The sequence below is a fragment of the Elioraea tepida genome (assembly GCF_019203965.1).
GTDB lineage: Bacteria > Pseudomonadota > Alphaproteobacteria > Acetobacterales > Acetobacteraceae > Elioraea_A > Elioraea_A tepida.
The window spans coordinates 2,732,887-2,755,863 of the sequence record NZ_CP076448.1 but is presented as its reverse complement, the minus strand read 5'-3'; the positions used below and the strand labels follow the sequence as shown (position 1 = coordinate 2,755,863).

Annotated in this window: 20 protein-coding genes and 3 pseudogenes; 12 read left to right on the top strand and 11 right to left on the bottom strand. The window is 68.8% G+C overall.

Features of this window, described 5'->3' with window-relative positions:
• Window positions 1-9: 9 nt before the first annotated feature.
• Entirely contained in the window at window positions 10-330 is a 321-nt protein-coding gene (locus KO353_RS13215; protein ID WP_218285206.1) for a DUF4212 domain-containing protein, read from the bottom strand.
• 176 nt (window positions 331-506) lie between these two features.
• On the opposite strand from KO353_RS13215, the gene KO353_RS13210 reads away from it, so the two are divergent.
• Window positions 507-1,124 carry a hypothetical protein gene (locus KO353_RS13210; protein WP_218285204.1) on the top strand — a complete coding sequence of 206 codons (618 nt, stop codon included), beginning with the start codon at window positions 507-509 and terminating at the stop codon, window positions 1,122-1,124.
• Window positions 1,121-2,557: a DUF294 nucleotidyltransferase-like domain-containing protein gene (locus KO353_RS13205; protein WP_218285203.1), complete on the top strand. Its 1,437-nt coding sequence runs from the start codon at window positions 1,121-1,123 to the stop codon at window positions 2,555-2,557. Before KO353_RS13210 ends, KO353_RS13205 begins: the two co-directional genes overlap by 4 nt.
• 206 nt (window positions 2,558-2,763) lie before the next feature.
• Here KO353_RS13205 and KO353_RS13200 read toward each other — a convergent pair whose 3' ends face one another.
• From KO353_RS13200 to KO353_RS13185, 4 genes are read right to left on the bottom strand one after another with little or no spacing between them, the layout of a single operon-like run.
• Entirely contained in the window at window positions 2,764-3,510 is a 747-nt protein-coding gene (locus KO353_RS13200) for an amino acid ABC transporter ATP-binding protein (protein WP_328774477.1), read from the bottom strand.
• A 7-nt stretch (window positions 3,511-3,517) separates the two neighbouring features.
• Window positions 3,518-4,381 (bottom strand): amino acid ABC transporter permease, encoded by an 864-nt coding sequence (locus KO353_RS13195; protein WP_218285202.1) that lies wholly within the window; start codon window positions 4,379-4,381, stop codon window positions 3,518-3,520.
• On the bottom strand, window positions 4,378-5,121 hold the full coding sequence (locus KO353_RS13190; RefSeq protein WP_218285200.1) for an amino acid ABC transporter permease: 744 nt from the start codon (window positions 5,119-5,121) through the stop codon (window positions 4,378-4,380). Before KO353_RS13190 ends, KO353_RS13195 begins: the two co-directional genes overlap by 4 nt.
• 54 nt (window positions 5,122-5,175) lie before the next feature.
• On the bottom strand, window positions 5,176-6,216 hold the full coding sequence (locus KO353_RS13185) for a transporter substrate-binding domain-containing protein (RefSeq protein WP_218285199.1): 1,041 nt from the start codon (window positions 6,214-6,216) through the stop codon (window positions 5,176-5,178).
• An 11-nt stretch (window positions 6,217-6,227) separates the two neighbouring features.
• Between KO353_RS13185 and KO353_RS13180 the strand changes: the two are divergent.
• From KO353_RS13180 to KO353_RS13145, 10 genes and pseudogenes are all read left to right on the top strand, one after another.
• Window positions 6,228-7,631, top strand: a pseudogene (locus KO353_RS13180) (FAD-dependent oxidoreductase).
• A 29-nt stretch (window positions 7,632-7,660) separates the two neighbouring features.
• A complete protein-coding gene (locus KO353_RS13175; protein WP_218285197.1) occupies window positions 7,661-7,921 on the top strand; it encodes a sarcosine oxidase subunit delta in 261 nt (86 codons plus the stop codon).
• Entirely contained in the window at window positions 7,918-10,467 is a 2,550-nt protein-coding gene (locus tag KO353_RS13170) for a 2Fe-2S iron-sulfur cluster-binding protein (protein ID WP_235691873.1), read from the top strand. The genes KO353_RS13175 and KO353_RS13170 overlap by 4 nt, the downstream gene beginning before the upstream one ends.
• Window positions 10,434-10,904, top strand: a complete 471-nt coding sequence (locus tag KO353_RS16540; protein WP_235691872.1) for a glycine cleavage T C-terminal barrel domain-containing protein — start codon at window positions 10,434-10,436, stop codon at window positions 10,902-10,904. The genes KO353_RS13170 and KO353_RS16540 overlap by 34 nt, the downstream gene beginning before the upstream one ends.
• On the top strand, window positions 10,897-11,511 hold the full coding sequence (locus tag KO353_RS13165) for a sarcosine oxidase subunit gamma (protein WP_218285195.1): 615 nt from the start codon (window positions 10,897-10,899) through the stop codon (window positions 11,509-11,511). The genes KO353_RS16540 and KO353_RS13165 overlap by 8 nt, the downstream gene beginning before the upstream one ends.
• A 106-nt stretch (window positions 11,512-11,617) precedes the next feature.
• Window positions 11,618-12,616 (top strand): LysR family transcriptional regulator, encoded by a 999-nt coding sequence (locus KO353_RS13160; protein ID WP_218285194.1) that lies wholly within the window; start codon window positions 11,618-11,620, stop codon window positions 12,614-12,616.
• Window positions 12,613-12,909, top strand: a pseudogene (locus tag KO353_RS17095) (hypothetical protein); the annotation flags it as partial. The gene KO353_RS13160 and the pseudogene KO353_RS17095, both read left to right, overlap by 4 nt.
• 20 nt (window positions 12,910-12,929) lie before the next feature.
• Window positions 12,930-13,760, top strand: coding sequence for a mandelate racemase/muconate lactonizing enzyme family protein (locus KO353_RS13155; RefSeq protein WP_235691870.1), 831 nt, complete (start codon window positions 12,930-12,932; stop codon window positions 13,758-13,760).
• A gap of 14 nt (window positions 13,761-13,774) precedes the next feature.
• Window positions 13,775-14,641, top strand: a pseudogene (locus KO353_RS13150) (Ldh family oxidoreductase); the annotation flags it as partial.
• 142 nt (window positions 14,642-14,783) lie between these two features.
• Complete coding sequence (locus KO353_RS13145; protein WP_235691869.1) at window positions 14,784-16,145, top strand: MmgE/PrpD family protein; 1,362 nt, start codon at window positions 14,784-14,786, stop codon at window positions 16,143-16,145.
• Between the two features lie 166 nt (window positions 16,146-16,311).
• On the opposite strand, the gene KO353_RS13140 is transcribed toward KO353_RS13145, so the two are convergent.
• From KO353_RS13140 to KO353_RS13115, 6 genes are all read right to left on the bottom strand, one after another.
• Entirely contained in the window at window positions 16,312-17,496 is a 1,185-nt protein-coding gene (locus KO353_RS13140; RefSeq protein WP_218285190.1) for an aminotransferase class V-fold PLP-dependent enzyme, read from the bottom strand.
• On the bottom strand, window positions 17,493-18,467 hold the full coding sequence (locus KO353_RS13135) for an ABC transporter ATP-binding protein (protein WP_218285189.1): 975 nt from the start codon (window positions 18,465-18,467) through the stop codon (window positions 17,493-17,495). The genes KO353_RS13140 and KO353_RS13135 overlap by 4 nt, the downstream gene beginning before the upstream one ends.
• Window positions 18,464-19,453, bottom strand: coding sequence for an ABC transporter ATP-binding protein (locus KO353_RS13130; protein ID WP_218285188.1), 990 nt, complete (start codon window positions 19,451-19,453; stop codon window positions 18,464-18,466). Before KO353_RS13130 ends, KO353_RS13135 begins: the two co-directional genes overlap by 4 nt.
• Window positions 19,453-20,349: an ABC transporter permease gene (locus KO353_RS13125; protein WP_218285186.1), complete on the bottom strand. Its 897-nt coding sequence runs from the start codon at window positions 20,347-20,349 to the stop codon at window positions 19,453-19,455. Before KO353_RS13125 ends, KO353_RS13130 begins: the two co-directional genes overlap by 1 nt.
• Window positions 20,349-21,290, bottom strand: coding sequence for an ABC transporter permease (locus tag KO353_RS13120; RefSeq protein WP_218285185.1), 942 nt, complete (start codon window positions 21,288-21,290; stop codon window positions 20,349-20,351). Before KO353_RS13120 ends, KO353_RS13125 begins: the two co-directional genes overlap by 1 nt.
• Before the next feature lie 76 nt (window positions 21,291-21,366).
• Window positions 21,367-22,962, bottom strand: a complete 1,596-nt coding sequence (locus tag KO353_RS13115; protein ID WP_218285184.1) for an ABC transporter substrate-binding protein — start codon at window positions 22,960-22,962, stop codon at window positions 21,367-21,369.
• Window positions 22,963-22,977 lie beyond the last annotated feature (15 nt).

Here is a 22,977-nt window from a genome sequence, read left to right as displayed (position 1 = left end):
GCGGTTCCCTCAGTCCTCGGCGACACCGAACTCTTCGTCGATCTGGTTCTGGCGCCTCGCGAACCAGAAAAGTTGCGCGACGAAGATGATCAGGCTCCCCTGCGCCGCCATGTAGAAACCCAACGGGAAGCCGAAGACGTGGATCTTGTTCAGACTCGGCCCGAACAAGCGCACGACGAAACTCGCGAAGAACCAGATCGCGAGCATCAGCCACATCAGGCCGGACGTCTTCTTCCAGTAGGCAGCCGCGGTCGCCGGGTCGATGTTGGGCGGTGCCTCGTGCGGCGAATGCGCCTTCGCCGTGCCTTCACTGCTCAGGAACTCGGCCATCTCTCCTCCCCTCGGCGGCGAACCGACGTTCGCTTCTCCGTTTCGCCCAAGGATGCGCGACTCGGCGCAACCCTTCTTTCCTTGACGCCACGAGGCTGGTCGCACGGGGCAACCGCGTCGCCAACGGATTTGTGAACGATGTTGGGGCTTTACAGGTCTTTGCAGCGGTTTGCGACGTGCGCGTCCTGGCGCCACTGACCCGTGTCCTGCAGCGCCGCCGAAGCGCCGATCCCGCGCGGTTCGGCGCCTTCCTCGCTGCCCGCGGCGCCTATCTCGCCCAGAAGACCGTGCTCGACTACTGCGCAGTCAAGCTCGGCGTGAACTGGCACAGCGCGCTCGCCGACCCCGGCTTCACGACACCGCTGACCGTCTGCCGCTGGCGCACCTATCTCGCCGCGCAAGGAGATATCGTGGCCATGGCGGAGGCGTGGCTCCGCCCGCACGTGCGCGAACCGGAACGGCTCGTCGCTCCGATCGCAGCGCTCGCCGCAGGCGCGATCCAAACCGCCGGCGTGCCACCACAACACGAGGAGGAGGCGGAAGCCAGGATCGCGGCGCTGCCCGCGCGTCTTGCGCGGCTTCAACTCGCGCCCCCGCATGCCTCGACCGAGCTTCCGCTCGAGTCGGCGCCCGTGCTGCTCGAAACCCTGCCGATCCACCCCGACCTGCGCAAAGGGGAGACCGTGTCGATTCTCGGTGCGCTCAGGATGCACCTCGTCTCGGCCGAGCAGGACCTCGAGCGCGGCTTCGACCCTGCCGCGCTCGCCGAGGCACTGCTTGCACGCGGCGCATGAGCGGGCGTACCGCCGCCTTCACCGGCACCGTGCGCGCGGCGATGCAGCCGCCGCCCTGCCTCACGGCGACCACCCCTGTCGCCGCCGCTGTCTCTGCCATGGCTGACGCGCGCCAATCCTCGATCCTCGTGGTGGACGGAGAGGGCGCGGCGATCGGCATCGTCACCGAACAGGACGTGGCGCGACGGATCACCTTCCAAGTCTCGGCCGACACCCCGCTTTCGGCGGTGATGACCGCGCCGGTGATCGGCGTCGGCCCTGGCGAGCCGCTCTGGCGCGCGGTCGGGCTGATGCGGCTGAGGCGCCTGCGCCACCTCCCCGTTCTCGATGCGGCCCGCAGGCCGATCGGCATGCTGCATCGTTTCGAGACCTACGCCGTCGCCTCCGGCGGCCTGCTCGACCTCCTCGAGGCGCTTTTGGCCGAGGACAACGAGGAGGGCTTCGCGCAAACACGCTCCGCCCAGGCGGGGCTCGCGCGCAGCCTGCTCGACGACGGCGTGCCGGCAGCCGACGTCATCGGCGTCGTGTCTGAGATCAATCTCGATATCCACCGGCGCTGCGTCGAGCGGGCGCTGGCCGCGGCGCCCTCGCCCCCACCCGTGCCCTTCACCCTGCTTGTGATGGGCTCGGCCGGTCGCGGCGAGAGCTTCCTATTCCCAGATCAGGACAACGGTCTGATCCTAGGCGAGCGGCCGGACGAGCTGCACGCCGCGGTGGACGCCTGGTTCATTCCCTTCGCGGAGGACCTGAACGCGCGCCTCGCCCGGGCCGGATTCACGCTCTGCAAGGGGGGTGTGATGGCGCGCAACCCGCTGTGGCGCAAGACGCTCAGCGAGTGGAAGCAGCAGTTCACCCTCTGGACGGAACGTCGTTCGCCTGCGGCACTCCTGTTCGGCGACATCGCGTTCGACTTCCGCCCCGTCTGGGGCCCCGCCGAGCCCGCTGCCGAGCTCCGAGCGCATCTCGCGCGGGCGCTTGCCCTCCGCCCCGCTTTCCTCGCTGCACTCGCCGCAGAGGATGCGAAATTCGCCGTCGGCCTCTCCTTCTGGGGCGGCTTCCGCGATGACGAGGAGGGGCCGGGCCGGCGCACCGACCTTAAGTTGCACGGGCTGATGCCGCTCGTGTCCTCCGTGCGCCTGCTCGCGCTGCGCGAGGGGATCGAGGAGACATCGACGCGCGGCCGGCTTGCCACTCTCGCCGCCGCCGGCACCATCTCGGCATCGGAACGCTCCGCGCTCGACGCCGCGTTCGGGATCATCGTCGAGCGTCTGCTTCGCCAGCAGCTCGATGATCTCGCGGCAGGGCGGGAGGCTGGAAACCTCGTCGACACAGCCGCGCTGGCGAAGGCCGACCGCTCGGCGCTACGCGACGCGCTGAAGGCGGTCGCCACGTTCCAGAAGGGGACGCGCGCGGCCCTGACCGGCGGGCTCTAGGGGCCGCCTCCTGTCCCCAGCCACGCCGGGAGACACCGCCCGCCCGGCCTCACGCCGTGGAGCCACGCCGCGGGCGGATCCCGCGATCGCGGCGCGCTCCGCGGTCCCACGGCGTCGTATGGCCGAGGCACGCCAGATCCCACTCGGCCGACCGCTGCTCGCCTGTCCCCACTCCCGCTCAACCCTCGCGCACGTCGAGGCGCGAGCTACAACACCTGGTCGAGGAAAGCGCGTGTCCGGGCGTCCCGTGGTGCCCTGAAGAACTGGGCGGGGGAGCCATGCTCGACGATCACCCCGTGATCGGTGAAGTAGACGTGGTTTGCGACCTCCCGCGCGAAGCCCATCTCGTGGGTCACAAGCATGCACGTCATCCCCTCGTCGGCGAGCTCGCGGATGGTGACGAGCACCCCCTTCTTCGTTTCGGGATCGAGCGCCGCGGTCACTTCGTCGAACAGCATGATGTCGGGGCTCATCGCGAGTGACCGGGCGATCGCGACACGCTGCTGCTGCCCGCCAGACAGCTCGCCTGGATAGGCATGTTCCTTCCCCGAAAGCCTGACCTTCGCAAGCAGGCGCCGCGCCGTCTCCTCCACCTCCGCGCGCGGGAGGCCGAGCACATGGATCGGCGCCATCATCACGTTCTGCCGCACGGTGCGATGTGGTAACAGATTGTACTGCTGAAACACCATGCCCACCTTGCGGCGCAATGCGAGTTTGTCGAGCTTCGGATCCCTGCCCTCCTGCCCTTCGACACGGATGGACCCGCGTTCGAACGGAACAAGAGCGTTGATGAGACGCAGCAGCGTTGACGTCCCGGCGCCGGAAGGCCCGATGATGCAGACAACCTCGCCCTTCGCGACATCGAACGTGATCCCCTTCAGCACCTCGACCGGCCCGAAGGACTTGTGGACATCGCGGATCGAGATGATCGGACTGCCGGGTGACCAGCTCATGGGGGGCCTACTGACTCACGTGGAAACGCCGCTCGAGCCGGCGCGTCAGCCGCGCGATTGGATAGCAGTAGAGGAAGAAGAAGCTCAGAAGCATTGCGTACATCGGCAAAAGGAGGCCATCGCGCTTTTCCGCGTTGAGGGCAGCCTGGGTCAGTGACATCGCGTCGGCGACGCCAACGATCGAGATCAGCGGAGTCGCCATCGTTAGGATGGCATACCAGTTCATCCAGGGCGGGGTCATGCGCTTGACCACCTGGGGCAGGATGACCATCCAGAGGGTCTCCCGGCGCGTGACGGCGAGCGCCTCGGCCGCCTCCCACTGCGCGAGCGGAACAGACCGAACCGCGCCACGAACGATCTCCGACATGTTGCCCATGATCGGTAGCGAAAGACCGATGGTCGCCTTGATCCACCCGGGCAAGGGAAGGCGTGACCCGCCGAGCTCCACCTCGAAGGGAAGGAGGAACGTCACGAAGAACAGGAGCGCGAGCCACGGCGAGTTCCGAAAGAACTGCGTGATCGCCCATGCGATCGCCCTGATCCAGCGCGCAGGCGAAAGCTGCCCGAGCCCGACGAAGAGCCCAGCCACCGTGCCGATCGCCATGGCCAGAAAACTGACCACGGTGTTCAACGCGAAGCCGCCGAACTCCCCGACGGGCCCGAAGAGGATCAGCGGCAGCCATTTCAGGAGCGTCTCGACGACGGTCGGGCTGTCGGTAGCGGCCGCAGCCGGAAGGGCGAGGAGCGTCAGCGCGAAGGTCGCGATGACCGCGACGCACGACCAGCCGGAGAACAGCCCTTCGGCCAGCGTGGGCGCCTGAGCGACGCGCTGCGCCCGAAGCACAGGGAGCGCAGTCCCTCCATGTCTCATACGGAATAGCCTGGAATGCGCAAGCTCCGCTCCCAGCGGCCCATCGCCCAGACGAGGAAAGCCACGATCGAGACGTAGGTCAGCAACATCACGACCATCATCTCCCAAACATTCAGGCGATCCGTGTAGATCCGCACGGCCACGTAGAGGATCTCCGGCACCGCGATCGCGAAGGCTTGCGAGGTCGTCTTCACGAGTTTGACGAGGTTGTTGTTGAGCGCCGGCAGGCAGATTCGGAAGCCGAGCGGCAGGACGACAGAGCGGAAGATCTGCAGCCGCGTGTAGCCGAGCGCTTCCGCCGATTCGACCATCGACCGGGGCACCGCCTCGATGCCAGAGCGGAAGATCTCGACGTTGTATGCCCCGGCGAACAGTGAGAGCGAGATCACGGCCCATCCGAAACTTCCGGGAATGGGCTGCCGCACGCCCCACTCGTTGGTGATTTCGGGCATCAGGGGCCCGACCCCGAAATCGAAGAAGTAGAGCTGAACGAGAGGCGGCGTGTTCCGGAGGAACTGCACATAGCCTTGGGCGACACCACGCGCGAGCCTCGAGGAAGCGCCCTGCAGCAGCGCGCCGACCGCCCCGATCACCACTGAGAGGACGACGCAGGCGAAGCCGAGCCTGACCGTCGTCCAGATGCCCCGCAGGAACTGTGTTCGGTCGAAGCCGTCGTGCAGGACAGAATTCCACCCGATGGCGTCACGGACGTAAAGGCCGAATTCCGCGATCGGATCCAAGGCTGTGCCACTCCACCCCGCGACCGGCGCCTGCCGTTGGCGGAGGCGCCGGGGCTAGCCGCCCGGCCGCGGGGTGTTCTTGTATCGGTTGTACATGTCCGCAAGCCACTGGGTTGGGGGGATCCCCCACTTCCGTTCGAGCTCGATTAGGAACCCCGTGCGGTGCCAGTCTTCCACGATCGCCGAGATCGCCTTCCCGTACGGACCATCGCGCTCCGCAAGCGGCACCGCGAGCATCCAGGGCGCCGGTTGGATTGGCGGCAGCGCCATCTCCCGCTGCGCCCACTGCGGCTGGTTCAGGTACGGAAGAAAAGCGGTCTCATCCCAGAGCCATCCGACGCAGCGTCGCGCCTGAACCGCGGCCTCGGCCTCGGGACGCGAGGGGAAGGTGATGAGTTGCGCCCCGTAACGTTCCTGGACAAGCCGGTTGTACCATGGCCCCTGGATCGCACAGATCGGCTTGCCGCGGAGATCCTCCCATCGCCGGAGCCCAACGGATTTCAGCGAGAACACCGCCGTGCTGGCAGCATAGTAGGTCGGGTCGATGCCGCCGACGATCTGGCGCCGCTCCGGCGTGTCGGTCAGCGTCGCGAGAACGAGATCGATCCGTCCCTGCCGCAGGAAATCGAGCCGGTTGGAGGAGAGGACAACTACCAGCTCCAGCTCGACCCCGAGCCTACGGGCAAGATCCCGCGCCATGTCGATCTCCATGCCCTGCGGGCGCCCTTGCGCATGGAGCATGCCCCAAGGCGGATAATCGGCTTTGACGCCGACCACAATCTTTCCCGCCTGCCGGATCTTCTCCAGCGTGTTCGTCTGGGCGCTCGCTCCAGCAAATGCGATCGCCGCAGCCGCGGCTCCGAACAGCGCTCGTCGGAACATCATCCTGCCTCTCCCTTTCCGCCGCCGTTGCCGGCGCGATCGGACGAGTATGCCGCAACTTTCCACCAGCGCACCGGCGCCGGCGGCACCTCGGCCGAGACGCACGCACACTCCGGAAACGGGCACGAGGCCTCGCGCAAGATTCTGACTCTTCATCCCTTTCTGGTCATGGCGCCGCGCGCTGGCGCGATAACCCGGATTGGTGGGATCCATCGAACGTGTTTATGGAACTCGCGGGACACGGGTCGCCATCGATTGTTCGGGCCGGGCGCACCGCCTGTGACATGAGTCGGATTTATCTTCGGCATGCGCTCCGCCTGAACATAATAGCCTCAGCCGCTGGCGCCCGAGCCGGCCGCGCGCGCGAGTGCGCGATGTCCCGCTACTCCATCTGGGCCCTTATCCGTGAAGCTGTTCGAGACCATCGCGGCTGGCAGCCCGCCTGGCGCGATGCTGCACCGAAGCCCTCGTATGACGTCGTGATCGTCGGTGGCGGCGGGCATGGCCTCGCCACCGCCTACTATCTCGCAAAGGAGCACGGGCTGACGAATGTCGCCGTGCTCGAGCGCCGCCATGTCGGCTCAGGAAATGTCGGACGAAACACGACCATCATTCGCTCGAACTACCTGCTTACGGCGAACACCGCCTTCTACGAGTGGTCGCTCAAGCTCTGGGAAGGGCTCGAGCAGGAGATCCATTACAACGCGATGGTCAGCCAGCGCGGCGTGCTCAACCTCTTTCACTCGGACGCCCAGCGCGATGCCTAGGCCCGGCGCGGCAATGCCATGCGGATCGCCGGCGTGGATGCCGAGCTTCTCGACCGCGAGGCGGTGCGCAGGATGGTTCCCTACCTCGACTACGACAACGCACGCTTCCCGATCCGCGGCGGGCTGTTGCAGCGGCGCGGCGGCACTGTGCGGCACGATGCGGTGGCCTGGGGATATGCGCGTTCGGTCGACCGTCTCGGTGTCGATATCGTGCAGGACTGCGAAGTGACGGGGATCAACACGGCGCAGGGGCGTGTCGTCGGAGTCGAGACGACGCGCGGCCCGATCGCTGCAAACCGTGTCGGATTGGCCGTCGCAGGCCATTCGTCTCGTCTTGCCGCCATGGCCGGGTTGCGCCTGCCGATCGAGAGCTATGTGCTTCAGGCGTTCGTCACGGAGGGCATCAAGCCTCTGATCGACACGGTTGTGACCTTCGGCGCCGGCCATTTCTACATCAGCCAGTCAGACAAGGGGGGGGCTCGTGTTCGGCGGCGACATCGACGGCTACAACTCCTATGCCCAGCGCGGCGGGCTTGCGACCGTCGAGCACGTCTTCGAGGAGGGGATGGCGCTGATGCCGATGCTCGGACGGCTGCGCGTCCTGCGAAGCTGGGGGGCGTCATGGACATGTCGATGGACGGCTCGCCGATCATCGATCGCACGCCGATTGAGGGCCTCTTCCTCAACGCCGGCTGGTGCTACGGCGGCTTCAAAGCCACACCCGCTTCCGGGTGGTGTTTCGCCTACACGATCGCCAGGAACGAGCCACATCCTCTGAATGCGGTCTTCCGTCTCGATCGGTTCGCGACCGGCCACATCATCGACGAGAAGGGCCAGGGCCCGATGCCGAACCTCCACTGACGCCACCCGGTCCTGGTCGAGGGCAGCTCATGCGCATTCCCTGCCCCTACTGCGGCGAGCGGTCGATCGACGAGTTCGTCGAGCTCGGTGCGGCCGATCCGGCCCGTCCGGCACCTGATGCCGGACATGAGGCGTTCATCGACTACGTCTACCTGCGCGACAATCCGGCAGGCCGCCATCGCGAAGTGTTCCACCATGCCGGCGGCTGCCGCGCGATCCTGATCGTCGAGCGCGACACGCGCACCCACGCCGTCTTCCGCGCCATCCCAGCGGCAGAGGTCCGGCGATGACCGCGACGACGGGACCGAGGCGCCTACCGGGGGGCGGAAGGATCGACCGCCGGCGCGAGCTCGCGTTCTCGTTCGACGGGAGGGCATACCGGGGCTTCGCCGGCGACACCCTCGCCTCCGCCCTGCTCGCCGCCGGCGTGCGGTTGTTCGGCCGGTCGTTCAAGTATCACCGCCCGCGCGGCCTGCTCTCCGCCGGGCCGGAAGAGCCGAATGCGCTCGTCGAACTGCGCACCGGGGCGAGGCGCGAACCGAACACGCGGGCGACCGAGGTCGAGCTCTACGACGGGCTCGCGGCGCAGAGCCAGAATCGCTGGCCCTCGCTCGCCTTCGACCTGCGTGCCGTCCATGGCTGGTTCTCGCCCCTCCTCGCGGCGTGGTTCTACTACAAGACCTTCATGTGGCCCGCCTCGTTCCGGGCGCGTGTCTACGAGCCGCTGATCAGGCGTGCGGCGGGGCTCGGCCGTGCCTCGGGCCTCGCCGACCCGGACGCCTACGAGAAGGTGACGCTGCACAGCGATGTTCTCGTGATCGGCGCCGGGCCGGCCGGGCTGGCCGCCGCCCTCGCGGCAGGGCGGGCCGGGGCGCGCGTGGTTCTCTGCGAGCAGGACTTCGAGCTCGGCGGCAGGCTTCTCTTGGAACGGATGCGCATCGAAGGCGAGGCCGGAACGGTCTGGACCGACCGTAACGCGGCCGAGCTCGCCTCGATGCCGGAGGTGACGATCCTCACGCGCACGACCGTCTTCGGGGCCTACGACCACGGCACGTTCGCCGCGATCGAACGCGTCGCCGACCATCTCGCCGAGCCGCCTCCCTTCGTGCCGCGGCAGCGGCTGTGGCGCGTCATCGCTCGGTCAAGCGTTCTCGCGACAGGGGCGATCGAGCGTCCCCTCGTCTTCGGCGACAATGATCGGCCTGGTGTCATGCTTGCGGGAGCGGTCCGCACCTACATCAACCGCTTCGCCGTTCTGCCTAGCGGGAGGGTGACGGTCTTCGCAACGGGAGACGAGGCGGCACGCACGATCGACGATCTCATTTATGCCGGCGCAACGATTGCGGCGGTCGTCGACCCGCGCCCTCAGTCGAGCGAGGTGATGCGCCACGCTGCGGAATGCGCGGGCGCAAGCCTGCACCAGGGCTCCTGTGTGATCCGGGCCGAGGGAACGAAGCGCGGCGTGACCGCCGCCTCCATTCTCGGGCCTTCGGGCCGCAGCACCATCGCGTGCGACCTCATCGCGATGTCGGGCGGGTGGAACCCGACCATCCACCTCGCCTCGCACACAGGCTGCCAGCCTGTCTGGAGCCCTCCGGTTTCGGCCTTCGCCCCTGGCGAGCTCCCGGTAGGCATGCATGCAGCCGGAGCCGCCTCGGGACGGTGGAGCCTCGATCTTTGCCTCGCCGACAGGATCGCCGCCGGTTCTGCCGCCGCCGAAGCCGCTGGCTATGCTGCACGGCCCATGCCCGCACCGCGCGCCGAGCCCGAGCCGTCCAGCCACGCGCCGCAGTGGCGCGTGCGCGGGGCACGGGGGAAGTGCTTCATCGATTTCCAGAATGACGTCACCGACCGCGATCTCGCACTGGCCGAACGGGAGGGGTTTCGCCGCGCCGAGCACATGAAGCGCTACACGACCCTCGGCATGGCGACGGATCAGGGGAAGACCGCGAACGTGACCGCGCTTGCCCTGATGGCGGAGCTGACGGGACGCCCGATCGAGTCGGCCGGGACGACAACCTTCCGCCCGCCCTTTACACCGGTCGCAATCGGGGCCTTCCCAGGCCACGCGCGCGGCAGGCACTTCCGCCCGACCCGCCTCGCGCCAACCCACGCCTGGTCGCATGCCGCAGGCGCCGTGTTCGTCGAGGCCGGGGCATGGCTGCGGGCGCAGTACTATCCCCGCGCGGGTGAGCGCGGCTGGCTCGAGTCGGCCTCGCGGGAGGCGGCGAACGTGCGCTCCGCCGTCGGGTTCTGCGACGTCTCGACACTCGGAAAGATCGACGTCCAGGGTCGCGACGCGGGAACGTTCCTTGACCGTCTCTACGCGAACACGATCTCGTCCCTGCCCGTCGGCCGGGTTCGCTACGGCCTGATGCTCCGGGAGGACGGCATCGTTCTCGATGACGGCACCGTCGCGCGACTCGGCGAAGAGCGCTGGTTCGTCACGACGACGACCGCCAACGCGGCACGCGTGCTGCAACACATGGAATACTGCCATGCGATGCTCTGGCCGGAGCTCGACGTGCAGTTCTGTTCGGTGACCGACCAGTGGGCGCAGGTCGCCCTTGCGGGACCGCGATCACGCGACGTGCTCGAGCGGATCGTTGCCGGGGGAGCCGACGTGTCGGATCAGGCCCTGCCATACCTCGCCGTGCGCGCGGCGCGCCTCGGGCCAGAGGTTCCCGCCCGCATCTTCCGGGTCTCCTTCTCCGGCGAGCGCGGCTATGAGATCAGCGTGCCGGCGCGCTATGGAAACTGGCTCGCCGCGGCGCTCGCCGAGCCGGCGCGCCGTTCGGCATCATGCCGTACGGAACAGAGGCACTCTCGATCCTGAGGATCGAGAAAGGGCATCCCGCGGGAGGTGAGCTCAACGGACAGACCACCGCCGCCGATCTCGGCCTGGCGCGGCTACTCTCCACCCGCAAGGATTTCATCGGCCGCACCCTGTCGTTCCGCCCTGCCTTCCTTGATCCCGCCCGCCCTGTCCTGTGCGGCTTCGCGCCGATCGACCGAAGCGCTGTGCTCTCCGCCGGGGCACACTTCTTCGAGCCGGGCGCGCCGATGACAGTTGGGAACGATCTCGGCCACATGACCTCCACGGCCTATTCGCCGACGCTCGGGCACTGGATCGGCCTCGGCCTCCTCTCCAACGGCACGGCGCGGCTCGGAACGGTGGTGCGCGCCTGTGACCCCGTGCGCGGTCGCGACACGCCGGTTCGCGTTTCTCCCGCCTGCTTCATTGATCTGGAAGGAACCCGTCTCCGTGGGTGACTGCGCCTCGCTTGCGACTCATGCGCTGCACGGGCTCGCCCGCTCCGGCCGCTACGGCGCGGACGCGGGGGAGGCCGGAGTCAGCGCAAGGCTGGTCTGGCCCCTGTCCATCGCCCTGGTCACGGCACGAAGCGGCCGGGCCGATCGGTGCCGCGCGGCGCTTGCGTCGCTCGCGGGCTGTGCCGAGTCGCTGGTCGCGCCGCGCCGCCTCGTCAGCGGAAACCGAGTCGACGTCGCCTGGACCGGGCCAGACCGCTGGCTCGTGCTCGCGGAGGGCTGGGAAGATCCGGAAGCCCCGCTTCTCGAAGCCTGCGGCGAGAACGCAACGATCGTCGACCAGTCGGACGGGCGCTTCCTCCTGCGGCTGCACGGTCCGAAGGTCAGGGCCTGCCTCGCCAAGGGGATCTCGATCGATCTCCATCCGCGGGTGTTCCGGCCCGGCGACAGCGTTCCGGTGTGGGTGACCCACCTTCAGGCGCACCTCGCCCGGCGGGATGACGGCAGCACCTACGATCTCCTCGGGCCGCGTGCAGCGGCGGGAGACCTGTGGCACTGGCTCACCGCCTCGGCCGGCGAGTTCGGGCTTGACGCCGATGTGCCCCTGTAAGCCCGGCTGCGAGGGCGTTTCCGATACGGTACGACGCAGGGCCGCAGCGAGCCGTCACCCCGTCCGGCGGTTCCCCTTCCCGACCGAGGCGCCCTAGGCTTGCCGCATGCCACCGCCTCGCCGGAAGAAATCGGGCTCGCGCGACCCCCCCTTCGACCTGAAGACCCTGCAGGTCTACGAGGCCGTCTGCACCACAGGCTCGATGACCGAGGCGGCACGCCGCTTCAGGATGACTCAGCCGGCGGTCTCGCACACGATCGGCCTGCTCGAGAGGAACCTCGGCGTGACGCTGGTGGACCGCAGGATGCGGCCGCTCGGCGTCACCCCTGCAGGGGCGGCCCTGCGCCGGCGCGCGGAGCGGATCCTCGAGGAGGCGTTCCAGACCATCCCTGCCGTGCTCAAGTCGGCGCGCACGAAGCTGCCGCACGTGCGCGTGGGGCTCGTCCACTCTGTCGCCGCCTCGCTCGGGCCGACGCTTGCGAAGGTGCTTAGCGAGGCGGCGGCGCATACGACGATGCTCGCGGACCTGACCGCAGGGCTCAGTGAGGCGCTGCTCCGACGCCAGATCGACATCGTCGTCTCCGCCGACGATCGGCAGGATGTCGACGGCATCGAGCGGCACGCGATTCTCGTCGAGCCCTTCATTCTCGCCGTCCCGCGCGGCCGGGAGGCGGCGGCACAGTCGGGTCTCGCCACGCTCGCGCGCGACCTGCCCTTCCTGCGCTACTCGAGCCGGTCGCAAACCGGCCTGATGGTCGAGCGCCATATCCGCCGCCTGGGCCTCGACGTGCCGCGCTACATGGAGTTCGACCTGAGCTCCGCCCTGCTCGCTGCCGTCGGCGACGGTCACGGCTGGGCGCTGACCACCCCGCTCTGCCTGCATGAGGCGCACGTGGCGCATCACCGCGTCGTGCCGATGCCGCTCAGCGCTCCGGGGCTCACGCGACGGCTCACCCTGCTCGCCCATCGCGGCGAAGTCGGAGACCTGCCGCGCGCCCTCGCGGAGAGGGCGCGGCGCACGGTCGAGGCGAAGCTCCTGCCGGAGATCCGGTCCCTCATTCCCTGGCTCGGCAAGGCCATCGAGATCGACCCGAGGACACCATGATCATCGACTCGCTGGAGGCCACTCCGGTTAGCATCCCCGCGACGCGCACTTGCGCCTGGGCCTTCGGCCGTTCCTATGGCCATACGCGGACGATCATCCGGGTGCGCACACGCGACGGCCTCGTCGGTTATGGCGAGGCGCCAGGCGACACCGAATCAGGACTGATCGCGAAACGTTTCGTGCCACGGCTCGTCGGCGCGAGCGCCCTCGACCGCGAGACGGCCCGCCGGCTCTGCCTCGGCGCGCATCGGGATTTCGGCTATCTCGCCGACCCGGCAGGCGCCGTGGCGTTCGCCGGCATCGAGATCGCTCTGTGGGACCTGTTCGGCAAGGCGACCGGCCAGCCGCTCTATCGCCGCTCGGCGGGCCGGTTCGAGAGCGTGCGCCGTTCGTTGCCTATGCCCATACCGTCGCGCTCGAGGAAGGCCACGAGCTCGAGGACGTGCCGTCGATCATGGCCGGCATTGCGAAGCAGCAGGTGGCCGCCACCGGGGCCTCGATCTTCGAGTTCAAGGTCGGGCGCCATCCGGTGGAGACGGATATCGAGACCGTCGCGGCGGTGCACGAGGCCGTCGGGCCGAGCGTTTCGCTTGCGGTTGACGCCAATCTGGGCATGCGGATTGACGACGCGCGGCGCTTCCTCGCTGCGGCGGGACACATGCTCGCCGATGTCGAGGAGCCGGTTGTAGCACTCGACGGGATGCAGCGGCTGCGGCGCGATTTCGGTGTTCCGGTCTCGACGCACTGCACCGACCCGGAAAAGATCGTCCACTACCCAGCGATCGACAATCTCGTCGGCGACATCAATGTCGATGGCGGGATCGGCGGCTGCATGCGGATGGCGGCGATCGCTGCGTCGATGGGCAGGCGGTTCTGGCTTCGCTCGAACGGCGAGACGGGGATCGGCTGGGCCCCGCTCTGCCATTTCGGGATGGCCTGCGAGGAGGCGGACCGGTCTGCCCAGTCGCTGATCACCTGGTGCGAGGACGACCTGGTCGACGGTCCGGTCTGGCTGGTGCGCGACGGTGGGGTGCGCCCGTCGGACAAGCCAGGGCTCGGCATCGCGCTCGATGAGGACGCCTTTGAGCGCTACGCGGACCTCTACCGGCGCCGGGGTGCATTCACCCGCTTCGACGCTCCCTGAGCGGCAGGACGGCCATGACCGACGATACCGAAACGATCGCTCTCGACGAGATCGAGCGTCTCGCCTTCGCCGCGCTCTGCCGCGCCGGAACCGATCCGGCGAACGCGCGTCCTGTCGCGGCATCGGTGGCAGCCGCGGAGGCGCAAGGCCTCGAGAGCCATGGCCTTCTTCGCCTGCCGACCTATTGCGACCACGTCGCCTGCGGCAACGTGGACGGGCGGGCAAGACCCGTCGTCCTGTCGCAGCCGCGGCCTGGCGTCGCTGTGGTGGATGCGGCCACCGGCTTCGCCCATCCCGCCATCGACCTCGGCCTGCCGGTGGTCGCGGAGGCGGCGCGGCGTAACGGAATCGCACTTCTCGGCATCACGAACTCGTATAACTGCGGCGTCGTCGGCGATCACGTCGAGCGTCTCGCCCGCGAGGGGCTGGTCGCCCTGGGGTTCGTCAACGCACCCGCATCCGTCGCTCCGTGGGGCGGCATCACGCCGCTGTTCGGAACCAATCCGATCGCCTTTGCCTGCCCGGTCGCCGGAGCGGATCCGATTGTGATCGACCAGTCCTCCAGCGTCGTTGCGCGAGGCGAGATCATGCTGCGCGCGAAAATGGGCGCGAATCTGCCCGAGGGCTGGGCTCTCGATGCCGACGGCAGGCCGACGACCGACGCGGCAGCCGCTCTGCGTGGACGCTTGATGCCGGCCGGGGGGCACAAGGGGGCAGGACAGGCGCTGATGGTCGAGATCCTCGCCGCCGCCCTCATCGGAGCGCAGTTCGGCTTCGAGGCATCGTCCTTCGCAACCATGGAGGGGGGGCCGCCGCGTACCGGCCAAAGCTTCATCGCGATCGATCCGGACTGTCTCGGCAGCGGCTTCGCATCCCGGGTCGGGGCGCTGATCGGCGCGATGCTGCGGCACCAGGGCGTGCGGGTGCCCGGGGCACGCCGACTGCCGCCCGGTCGGCCGCGCGCTCGAGCGGTGTTCGGATCGCACGCGCCACGCTCGACGACCTGCGCCGGCGTGCCGATGCATGAGCTTCGCCCGCCGCTTCGGCGCCTTCGCCGCGTCACTGACGCCAACAGACCTCCCGCCGGAGATCGATGCCGAGGCACGTCGGTGCCTTCTCGACACGATCGGCGTCGCGGTCGCCGGCCTCAGCCATCCAACCCCCGTCGCGGCCCGGAGCTTCGCCAACTCCTTTCTGTGCAGCGGCGATGGAGGCGGGCAAGAAGGGGCCGGTGCTGCGCCGGCGCGTTCGGCGTTCCTCGCCGGCACGGCAGCGCATGTATGGGACTATGACGACACCTCGTATGCGGGGATCATGCATGGGAGCGCGGTCGTCTTGCCTGCGGTGCTCGCCGTGTCGTCTCGGCTTGGCCGCAGCGATGCCGAGGCGCGCTGCGCGTTCGTCGCCGGTGTCGAGACCGCCTACGCGCTTGGCGAGGCGATGACCAACGTCACCTACGTCGACGGGTGGTGGACGACCGGGCTCTTCGGCGCCGTCGGTGCCGCCGCCGGCGCGGCACGCGCGTTGCGGCTTGATCCGGCCGGATGCGCTGTCGCAATCGCCCATGCAGCGTTGCTCGCAGCCGGCTATCGGGCCGTGCTCGGCACGGCCGCCAAGCCGCTCGGCTGCGGCCATGCCGCCCGCCTGGGCGTAGAAGCCGCGGGCCTCGCCGCTGCCAGGCTCGACGGCCGGCTCGACGTCATCGAGCATCCCCGCGGCTTCGCCGCCGTGCGCGGGTGCGTTCTCCTCGACATCGCCCCTCCGAGGATCGGCCGTTCGCTTTGCGCAACGGAGTGGCGGCTGCTCTCGCCCGGCGTTGCCCGCAAGCTCTTCCCTGCGTGTTCGGCGGTCCAGGCCGCAGGCGAGGCGCTGCGTGACCTGATGCGCGCTCACGCTCTTGCAGCCACAGATATAATCTCGATCGACTGCGGAGCGCCGCGCCTCGTCGTCGAAAGCCTCGTGTTCGACAAGCCGCAGAGCGTTTCGCAGGCGCAGTTCTCGCTTCAGGCGGCACTCACCTGCATCGCCCTGTTTGGCGATCTCTCGGTGCATCATCTCGAAGCCGAGGCGTGGCGTGCGCCCGAGGCGCAGGACCTGATGGCGCGAATCACGCTTCGCCCCGAGCCCGATGCGTTCGACCCTGATGCCGCCTCGGAAAGCGCCACCCTGCGCATCATGCTGCGCGACGGGACGTGTCTGGCGCGGTACAATCCGGTCGCGACGGGAATGCCGGCGCGGCCGATGGAGGAGCGCGATCTGCTGGCGAAGTTCGCCGCCTGCACGCTCCCGGCCCTCGGCGATGTCCGGTCCCGTGAGGTGGGCGCGCGGGTCCTCAGGGGGAACGGCAACAGCGCCGATCTGCTGCGGCTTCTCGTCGGATCTTAGGCTGAGCCGCAGGGACGCTCGGCCCACGCCGGCAGGAAGGCTGCTTCGCCGCGGACGATCGATCGAGCGAAGCGCGAGCGAGTGCCTCGGCCCCATGGCGCCCAAGTGCCGGGGGCAGACGCAACAAGGATGCTCGCCCCCGCGCGATCGCGCCCGGGCTGACTCCTCAGCCCAACGCGAGCGCGGCGCGGAGGGCGGCGGCCAGCTCGGCGTCGTCCTCCGGCGCGAGCGCCTGCGGGTCGATCAGCAGCACGCCCTGGGCGACGCGGCGTTCGCCGACATGCACGGGCGGCGAGTGCGCGAGCAGCCGCGTGACCGCTGCTCTGGCGCGCTCGAGCGGCTCGAGCGTGATCGCAAGCTGCGGGGCACGCCCGCCGTGCAGGAGCTCGGCATCGACGCCGACAAGACCGCCGAGCGCTGCCGCGATGGCACGGAGGCGGCGCTCGAGCGAGGCCCGCTCCGCCGCCTCGTCGGCGGCCACGAAGCGCTCGAGCGCGACGAGAAGCCCGATGATCTCCTCCTTGCCCGCCTTGAAGCCGCGGCCGATGCCGTGCGGCGGCGCCCTGCCATGAAGGATCTGCGCAAGCAATGGCGGCGGCGACCAGGCCTCGACGCGTATGTCCATGTCGAGCTGCTGGGCCAGCGCCGAGCCGACGAGATCGGCTCGGCCCGCGAGGATGCCCGAGGCCTGCGGCCCGCCGATCGCCTTGCCGCCCGAGAAACAGACGAGATCGGCCCCGAGCGCGATCAGCCGCCGCAGGTTCTCCCGTGGCGGGAGCTGCGCGGCCGCATCGACGATGAGGGGAATGCCGCGCGCGCGGCAGTGCGCGGCGATGGCGGGAAGGTCGGCGATCGTCTCCGGCGTCGCGGTGAAGGCGAAAGCCGCCGTGCGGGGCGTGATCGCGGCATCGATCTCCCAGGCCTCGAGGCCGCGCACTCCCGCTCCCGTTCCGCGATCGTTGTGCCCGAGATCGATCAGCCGCGCGCCGGCGAGGCTCAGCGCGCGCGAATACATCGTCCGATGCGTGCGTGGCAGCAGAATCTCGTTCGGGAAGGCGTCGGTGAAGGGAAGGGCGGCCATCCGCGCAAGATCGCTTCCGGTGAGACAGGCGGCGGCCGCGAGCGTCAGCGCCGCGGAGGCGCCTGTCGTCACCATCGCCGCCTCGGCCCCGAGCAGCGCGGCGATTCGATCGCCGGCCACCTGCTGCAGGTCCGCGATGTCGAGCGAGACGGTTGCGACCTCGGCCATCGCCGCCGCAACTTCCGGCGCCATCGGCCTGCCGCCGAGGCGTGTGAGCGTCCCAGCGGCGTTGATGCGGCGGACCACACCCAGCCGGTCGAGGACGCTCATCCACCCTCCAGAAGGTGACAGGCTGCGCGATGGTCCTGCCCCACCTCGCGCAGCCGCGGCTCCTCCTCGCGGCAGCGCGGCATGACGAAGGGACAGCGTGTGTGGAACCGGCATCCGGGCGGCGGGTTCAGCGGGCTCGGCACGTCGCCCTCGAGCACGAGGCGGTCGCGCTTCGCGCGCGGGTCAGGCACGGGGGCGGCGGCGATCAGCGCCTGGGTGTAGGGGTGCTTCGGGTCGCCCAAGACCTCGTCCTTGGGGCCGATCTCGACGATCCGGCCGAGATACATCACCGCGATCCGGTGACCGATATGTTCCACCACCGCAAGGTCGTGGCTCACGAAAAGGAAGGCGAGCCCGAACTCCTCCTGCAGGTCCATCAGGAGGTTCAGCACCTGTGCCTGAACCGAGACATCAAGGGCCGAGACCGGCTCGTCGGCGACGATCAGGTCGGGCCGAAGCGCAAGCGCTCGAGCGATGCCGATCCTCTGCCGCTGCCCGCCCGAAAACTCGAACGGGAAGCGGTTCGCTGCCTCCGGCCTGAGCCCGACCTTGGCGAGGATCTCGCCCACGCGCTCCGCCCGTTCCGAGGCCGAGAGCGGCTCGAAATTCTCGAGCGGCTCGCCGACGATCTGCCCAACCCGGAGCCGAGGGTTCAGCGATGCATAGGGGTCCTGGAACACCATCTGGATGCGCCGCCGCCAGGGCGCCATCTCCGCCTCGGACAGGGCGGTGATGTCGGTGCCGCCGAGGCGGATCGCACCCGCGGTCGGCTCGGTAAGGCGGAGCACGAGCCGCGCGACGGTCGACTTTCCGCAGCCCGATTCGCCGACGAGGCAGAGCGTCTCTCCCGGTGCGATCGCGAAATCGACCCCGTCGACCGCCCGCACCCAGGCGACCGGCCGGCGCAGGATGCCGCGCTCGACCGAGAAATGCTTCGTCAGACCCTCGACCTCGAGCACGGGGGCGGTCATGCTAGCACTTCCGGCTTCCAGCAGGCGGCGAGATGGCCATCGCCATGGTCGGCGAGCGGCGGCGCCTCGGCGCGGCAGCGGTCATCCGCGATCGGGCAGCGCGGGGCGAAGGCGCAGCCGACCAGAGGCTTGCGCAAGTCGGGTACGATGCCCGGGATCTCGGCAAGACGACGCTGGCGTGCGGCGAGCCCGAGCCGGGGGATCGAGGCCATCAGCCCGCGCGTGTACGGGTGCAGCGGCCGGTCGAACAGGTCGAGCACCGACGCCGTCTCGACGATCCGCCCCGCATACATCACGATCACGCGCTGGCACGTCTCGGCAACGACCGGCAGCGCGTGGGTGATCAGCATCACCGCCGCACCGGTGCGCTCCTTCAGTTCGAGCATGAGTTTGAGGATCTGCGCCTGGACGGTGACGTCGAGCGCCGTCGTCGGCTCATCGGCGATCAGAAGCTTCGGGTTGCAGGAGAGCGCCATCGCGATCATCACCCGCTGGCGCATGCCGCCCGAGAACTGGTGCGGATAGTCGCCGAGCCGGCGCTTCGCATCGGGGATGCGCACGAGGGTGAGCATCTCCTCGGCGCGGGCGAGCGCTGCGGCGGGCGACGCGCCCTGGTGGATTCGCACCGCCTCGGCGATCTGCTCCCCGATCGTGAACACCGGGTTCAGGCTCGTCATCGGCTCCTGGAAAATCATCGCGATCCGGTTGCCGCGGATCGCGCGCATCGCCTCGATGTCGAGATCGAGCAGGTTGGTTCCCTCGAACACCACCCGCCCGCCGACGATGCGGCCGATGCGCGGCGGCAGCAGGCGAAGGATGGAGAGAGCGGTCACGCTCTTGCCGCAGCCCGACTCGCCGACGATGCCGAGCGTCTCGCCCGGGTTGACGGTGAAGGACACGCCGTCGACCGCGCGCGTCACACCATCGACCGTGAAGAAATGCGTCCGTAGGTCCTCGACCGAAAGCAGCGGTGCGGTGGTCTGCATCAGCGCATCCGGCGCGCGAGCCGCGGGTCGAGCCGGTCACGCAGGCCGTCCCCGACGAGATTGATCGCAAGCACCACGATGGCGAGACAGGCTCCGGGGAAGAACACCGTCCATGGCGCGCGCGAGAGAAACAGGCGCGACTGCGCGATCATATTGCCCCAGGTCGGGATCTCGGGCGGCACGCCCGCGCCGAGGAAGGAGAGCCCGGCCTCGGTGAGGATGGCGGAGGCGCAGATATAGGTCGCCTGCACGATCAGCGGCGGCAGCGTGTTCGGCAGGATGTGGCGGAAGATCACCTTGCTCGGGCGCGAGCCGACGGAGATCGCGGCATCAATGAAGGGCCGCTCGCGCACGGTCAGCACCACAGCGCGGACGAGCCGCACGACACGCGGGATCTCGGGCACGGTGATGGCGAAGATCACCACCGGCACCCCGCCGCGGGTGAGCGCGACCAGCGCGATCGCGAGCAGGATGGCGGGGATCGACATCAGCGCGTCCATCAGACGCATCACGACCGCATCGACGAGGCGGAAATAGCCCGCGACAAGGCCGATCACGAGACCGATCGACGTCGAGAAGAACGCGACCGCGAGGCCGACGACGAGCGACACCCGCGCGCCGTAGATGGTGCGTGCGAACATGTCGCGACCGAGGTGGTCCGTGCCGAACCGATCGACCGCTCCGGGCGTGAAGAGATGCGCGAGATTGGGCGGCCTCAGCCTGTTCACCGGCGCGACGGAGAGCGGATCACCGGCGATCCAGGGTGCGGCGAGGGCGGCGAGCACCATCACGACCAGAAGCGCCGATCCGACCACGATCGTCGGGTTGCGTCGCGCGAACCGCCCGAAGCCCCCAGCGGCCGGCGCTACCGCGACCTCGGCGACCGCCCCCGCCATCAGTAGCGCACCCGCGGATCGAAGAAGGTGTAGGAGATGTCGACGGCAAGGTTCACGAGCACATAGATGCCCGAGAACACGAGGATCACGCCCTGGATGATCGGATAGTCGCGACGCGCGATCGCATCGACCACGAGCCGGCCGATGCCGGGGATGTTGAACACCGTCTCGGTGATCACCACACCGCCGATGAGGAGTGCGACGCCGATGCCGACGATGGTCACGATCGGCACGGCGGCGTTCTTGAGCGCGTGCTTGAGCAGCACCGGCCGGGTCGCCACACCCTTCGCCTCGGCGGTGCGGATGTAGTCCTCCGCGAGGACCTCGAGCATCGCGGTGCGGGTGATGCGCGCGATCAGGGCGACATACGCGAGGCCAAGCGCGACCGACGGCAGGATCAGCCGCTCGAACCAGGGCCAGAATCCTTCGGAGATCGGCCGGTAGCCCTGGACGGGGAGCCAGCGCAGCTCGATTGCGAAGACGAACACGAGCAGATAACCGACCACGAAGACCGGCACCGAGAACCCGGTGACGGCCACCGCCATGACCGTGCGATCGAGCCCCGAACCGGCCTTCCAGGCCGCGAGCACGCCGAGGGCGATCGCGATCAGAACGGCGAGGAGAAGGGTGGTCGCGGCGAGAGAGATGGTCGGCTCGGCGCGCTGGAGGATGAGCTCGGCGACCGGCGTGTTCCAGAACAGCGAGGTGCCGAGATCGCCCTCGAGAATGTGCCCCACCCAGATGAGGAACTGACGCCACAGCGGCTGGTCGAGCCCGAGGGCTGCGCGGATCGCGGCGATCTGGTCCGAGGTCGCATTGTCGCCGGCGATCACGCTAGCGGGGTCGCCGGGCGCGAGATGCACGAGCAGGAACACGATCACGGCAACGAGCACCATGACCGGTATGGTCGCGAGCAGCCGGCGGATAATGTAGGCGATCATCGCGCCGCCGGCGCTCCAGCGACCATAGCCCCTTCCCGCCGCCCAGCGGGAAGGGGCCCCGGATTCGGGCGACGCATCAGGTCTTGCGGACGTTCCAGAACGGCACGCAGCCCGGTGTCGCGATCCAGCCGGAGGTGTTGCTCCGGAACGCCATCGGCCGCTTCCACTGGCCGTAATAGACCGTCGGCACGAAGTCCCAGGCGTTGGCCTGGAGCTCGCGCGCGATCTTCTGCCTCGTCGCGAGGTCCGGGGCGGCGACCCAGGCGTCGCGCAGGCGTTCGTGCTTCTCGTCCGACGGCCAGCCGAACCAGCCACGCTCCCCGGTCGCGGCATGTGCCGCCGCCCAGATCGGGTTGGAGGAGGAGAGCCCGTCGGCCGAGGTGAGGAAGATGTTCCACCCGCCCTGGTCGGGCGGCGCCTTCACCGCCCGGCGCTGCACCACGCCCGACCAGTCCATCGGCACCATCTGGATGTTGAAGCCGACGGCGCGAAGCTCCTGCGCAAGGATCTGCGCCGAATTCGTCATGTAGAGGATGTTGGTGGCCTGCAACAGGATCACCGGCTCGCCCTTATAGCCGCTCTCGCGCAGGAGCTGGCGGGCGCGCTCAAGGTCAGGCCCCTTTGTGAACCATTCCGTATTCGCGTCGTTCTCGAACGGCGTGCCGCAGGTCAGGTAGGCGCCACATTTCCGATAGAAGCGCGGGTCGACGAAGGTCGCCTTGAGGTGGTTCTCCTGGTTCACGGCCCAGAGCACAGCTTGGCGCGCCTTGACGTTGTTGAAAGGCGGGTGGAGGAAGTTCAGCCTGATCCAGCCGACATCGCCAAGCGGGTTGCGCTCCGCGAGCCTGATGTTGCGGTCGGCCTCGAGCTCGGGGATGTTGTCGAGCGACGGGGTCTCGAGGAAATCGACCTCCCCTGCCTGCAGCGCGGCGATCTGCGTCTGCGGATCAGGAACGTTGAGGATGATCACGCGATCGACATGAACGACCTTGCCGCCAGCGATCCAGGAGGCGGGCTCGGAGCGGGGGACGTAGTTCGGATTGCGGTCATAGACATACTGCGTGCCGGCACGTGTCTCGCGCTCGTTCATGATGAAGGGGCCCGAGCCGACGATCGTCTCGATCTTCTGCATCGGGTCGGTCAGCGCTTCCTTCTCGCGCATCATGAAGCAGAACGGCGTCGAGGTCTTGGCGAAGGCGTCGAGCGCGATGCCGTAGGGCTCGCGGAACTTGACGATGATGGTGCGCGCATCCCCCGTGGTCACCTCGCGCACGCGCTGCATCATGTGCTGGCCCGCGCCGTCGCGCGCCGCCCAGCGTCGGATCGAGGCGACGCAGTCACGCGAAGTCACGTCTGTCCCGTCGGTCCATTTCAGCCCGTCGCGGAGCTCCATTGTCAGCGTCAGCTTGTCGTCCGACCAGCCCCAGCGGCCCACCATCTGCGGCTGCGGCGTCACTTTCTCGTCGATTCCCCAGAGCGTGTCATAGACGAGCGCGCCGTGGTTCGCGGCCATGTTGGCCGTGGTCCAGATCGGGTCGTAGGTCGGGATGTCGCCGTGCAGGATGACGCGAAGCGTGCGGTTCGCCGGCGGGCGCGGCTGCGATCGGACGATGCCCGGTGCCGCGAGCACCGCCGCCGCGCCACCCATCAAGGCCCTGCGTGTCGTCTTCATCGATCGGTTCTCCCT

What these genes read in the sequence shown, in the direction of transcription:
- KO353_RS13115 (WP_218285184.1), bottom strand. Translation starts at nt 22,962, where the DNA reads ATGAAGACGACACGCAGGGCCTTGATGGGTGGCGCGGCGGCGGTGCTC.
- KO353_RS13170 (WP_235691873.1), top strand. Translation starts at nt 7,918, where the DNA reads ATGACCGCGACGACGGGACCGAGGCGCCTACCGGGGGGCGGAAGGATC.
- KO353_RS13185 (WP_218285199.1), bottom strand. Translation starts at nt 6,216, where the DNA reads ATGGATCCCACCAATCCGGGTTATCGCGCCAGCGCGCGGCGCCATGAC.
- KO353_RS13135 (WP_218285189.1), bottom strand. Translation starts at nt 18,467, where the DNA reads ATGACCGCCCCCGTGCTCGAGGTCGAGGGTCTGACGAAGCATTTCTCG.
- KO353_RS13130 (WP_218285188.1), bottom strand. Translation starts at nt 19,453, where the DNA reads ATGCAGACCACCGCACCGCTGCTTTCGGTCGAGGACCTACGGACGCAT.
- KO353_RS13140 (WP_218285190.1), bottom strand. Translation starts at nt 17,496, where the DNA reads ATGAGCGTCCTCGACCGGCTGGGTGTGGTCCGCCGCATCAACGCCGCT.
- KO353_RS13125 (WP_218285186.1), bottom strand. Translation starts at nt 20,349, where the DNA reads ATGGCGGGGGCGGTCGCCGAGGTCGCGGTAGCGCCGGCCGCTGGGGGC.
- KO353_RS13215 (WP_218285206.1), bottom strand. Translation starts at nt 330, where the DNA reads ATGGCCGAGTTCCTGAGCAGTGAAGGCACGGCGAAGGCGCATTCGCCG.
- KO353_RS13200 (WP_328774477.1), bottom strand. Translation starts at nt 3,510, where the DNA reads ATGAGCTGGTCACCCGGCAGTCCGATCATCTCGATCCGCGATGTCCAC.
- KO353_RS13120 (WP_218285185.1), bottom strand. Translation starts at nt 21,290, where the DNA reads ATGATCGCCTACATTATCCGCCGGCTGCTCGCGACCATACCGGTCATG.
- KO353_RS13205 (WP_218285203.1), top strand. Translation starts at nt 1,121, where the DNA reads ATGAGCGGGCGTACCGCCGCCTTCACCGGCACCGTGCGCGCGGCGATG.
- KO353_RS13160 (WP_218285194.1), top strand. Translation starts at nt 11,618, where the DNA reads ATGCCACCGCCTCGCCGGAAGAAATCGGGCTCGCGCGACCCCCCCTTC.
- KO353_RS13195 (WP_218285202.1), bottom strand. Translation starts at nt 4,381, where the DNA reads ATGAGACATGGAGGGACTGCGCTCCCTGTGCTTCGGGCGCAGCGCGTC.
- KO353_RS16540 (WP_235691872.1), top strand. Translation starts at nt 10,434, where the DNA reads ATGCCGTACGGAACAGAGGCACTCTCGATCCTGAGGATCGAGAAAGGG.
- KO353_RS13145 (WP_235691869.1), top strand. Translation starts at nt 14,784, where the DNA reads ATGAGCTTCGCCCGCCGCTTCGGCGCCTTCGCCGCGTCACTGACGCCA.
- KO353_RS13175 (WP_218285197.1), top strand. Translation starts at nt 7,661, where the DNA reads ATGCGCATTCCCTGCCCCTACTGCGGCGAGCGGTCGATCGACGAGTTC.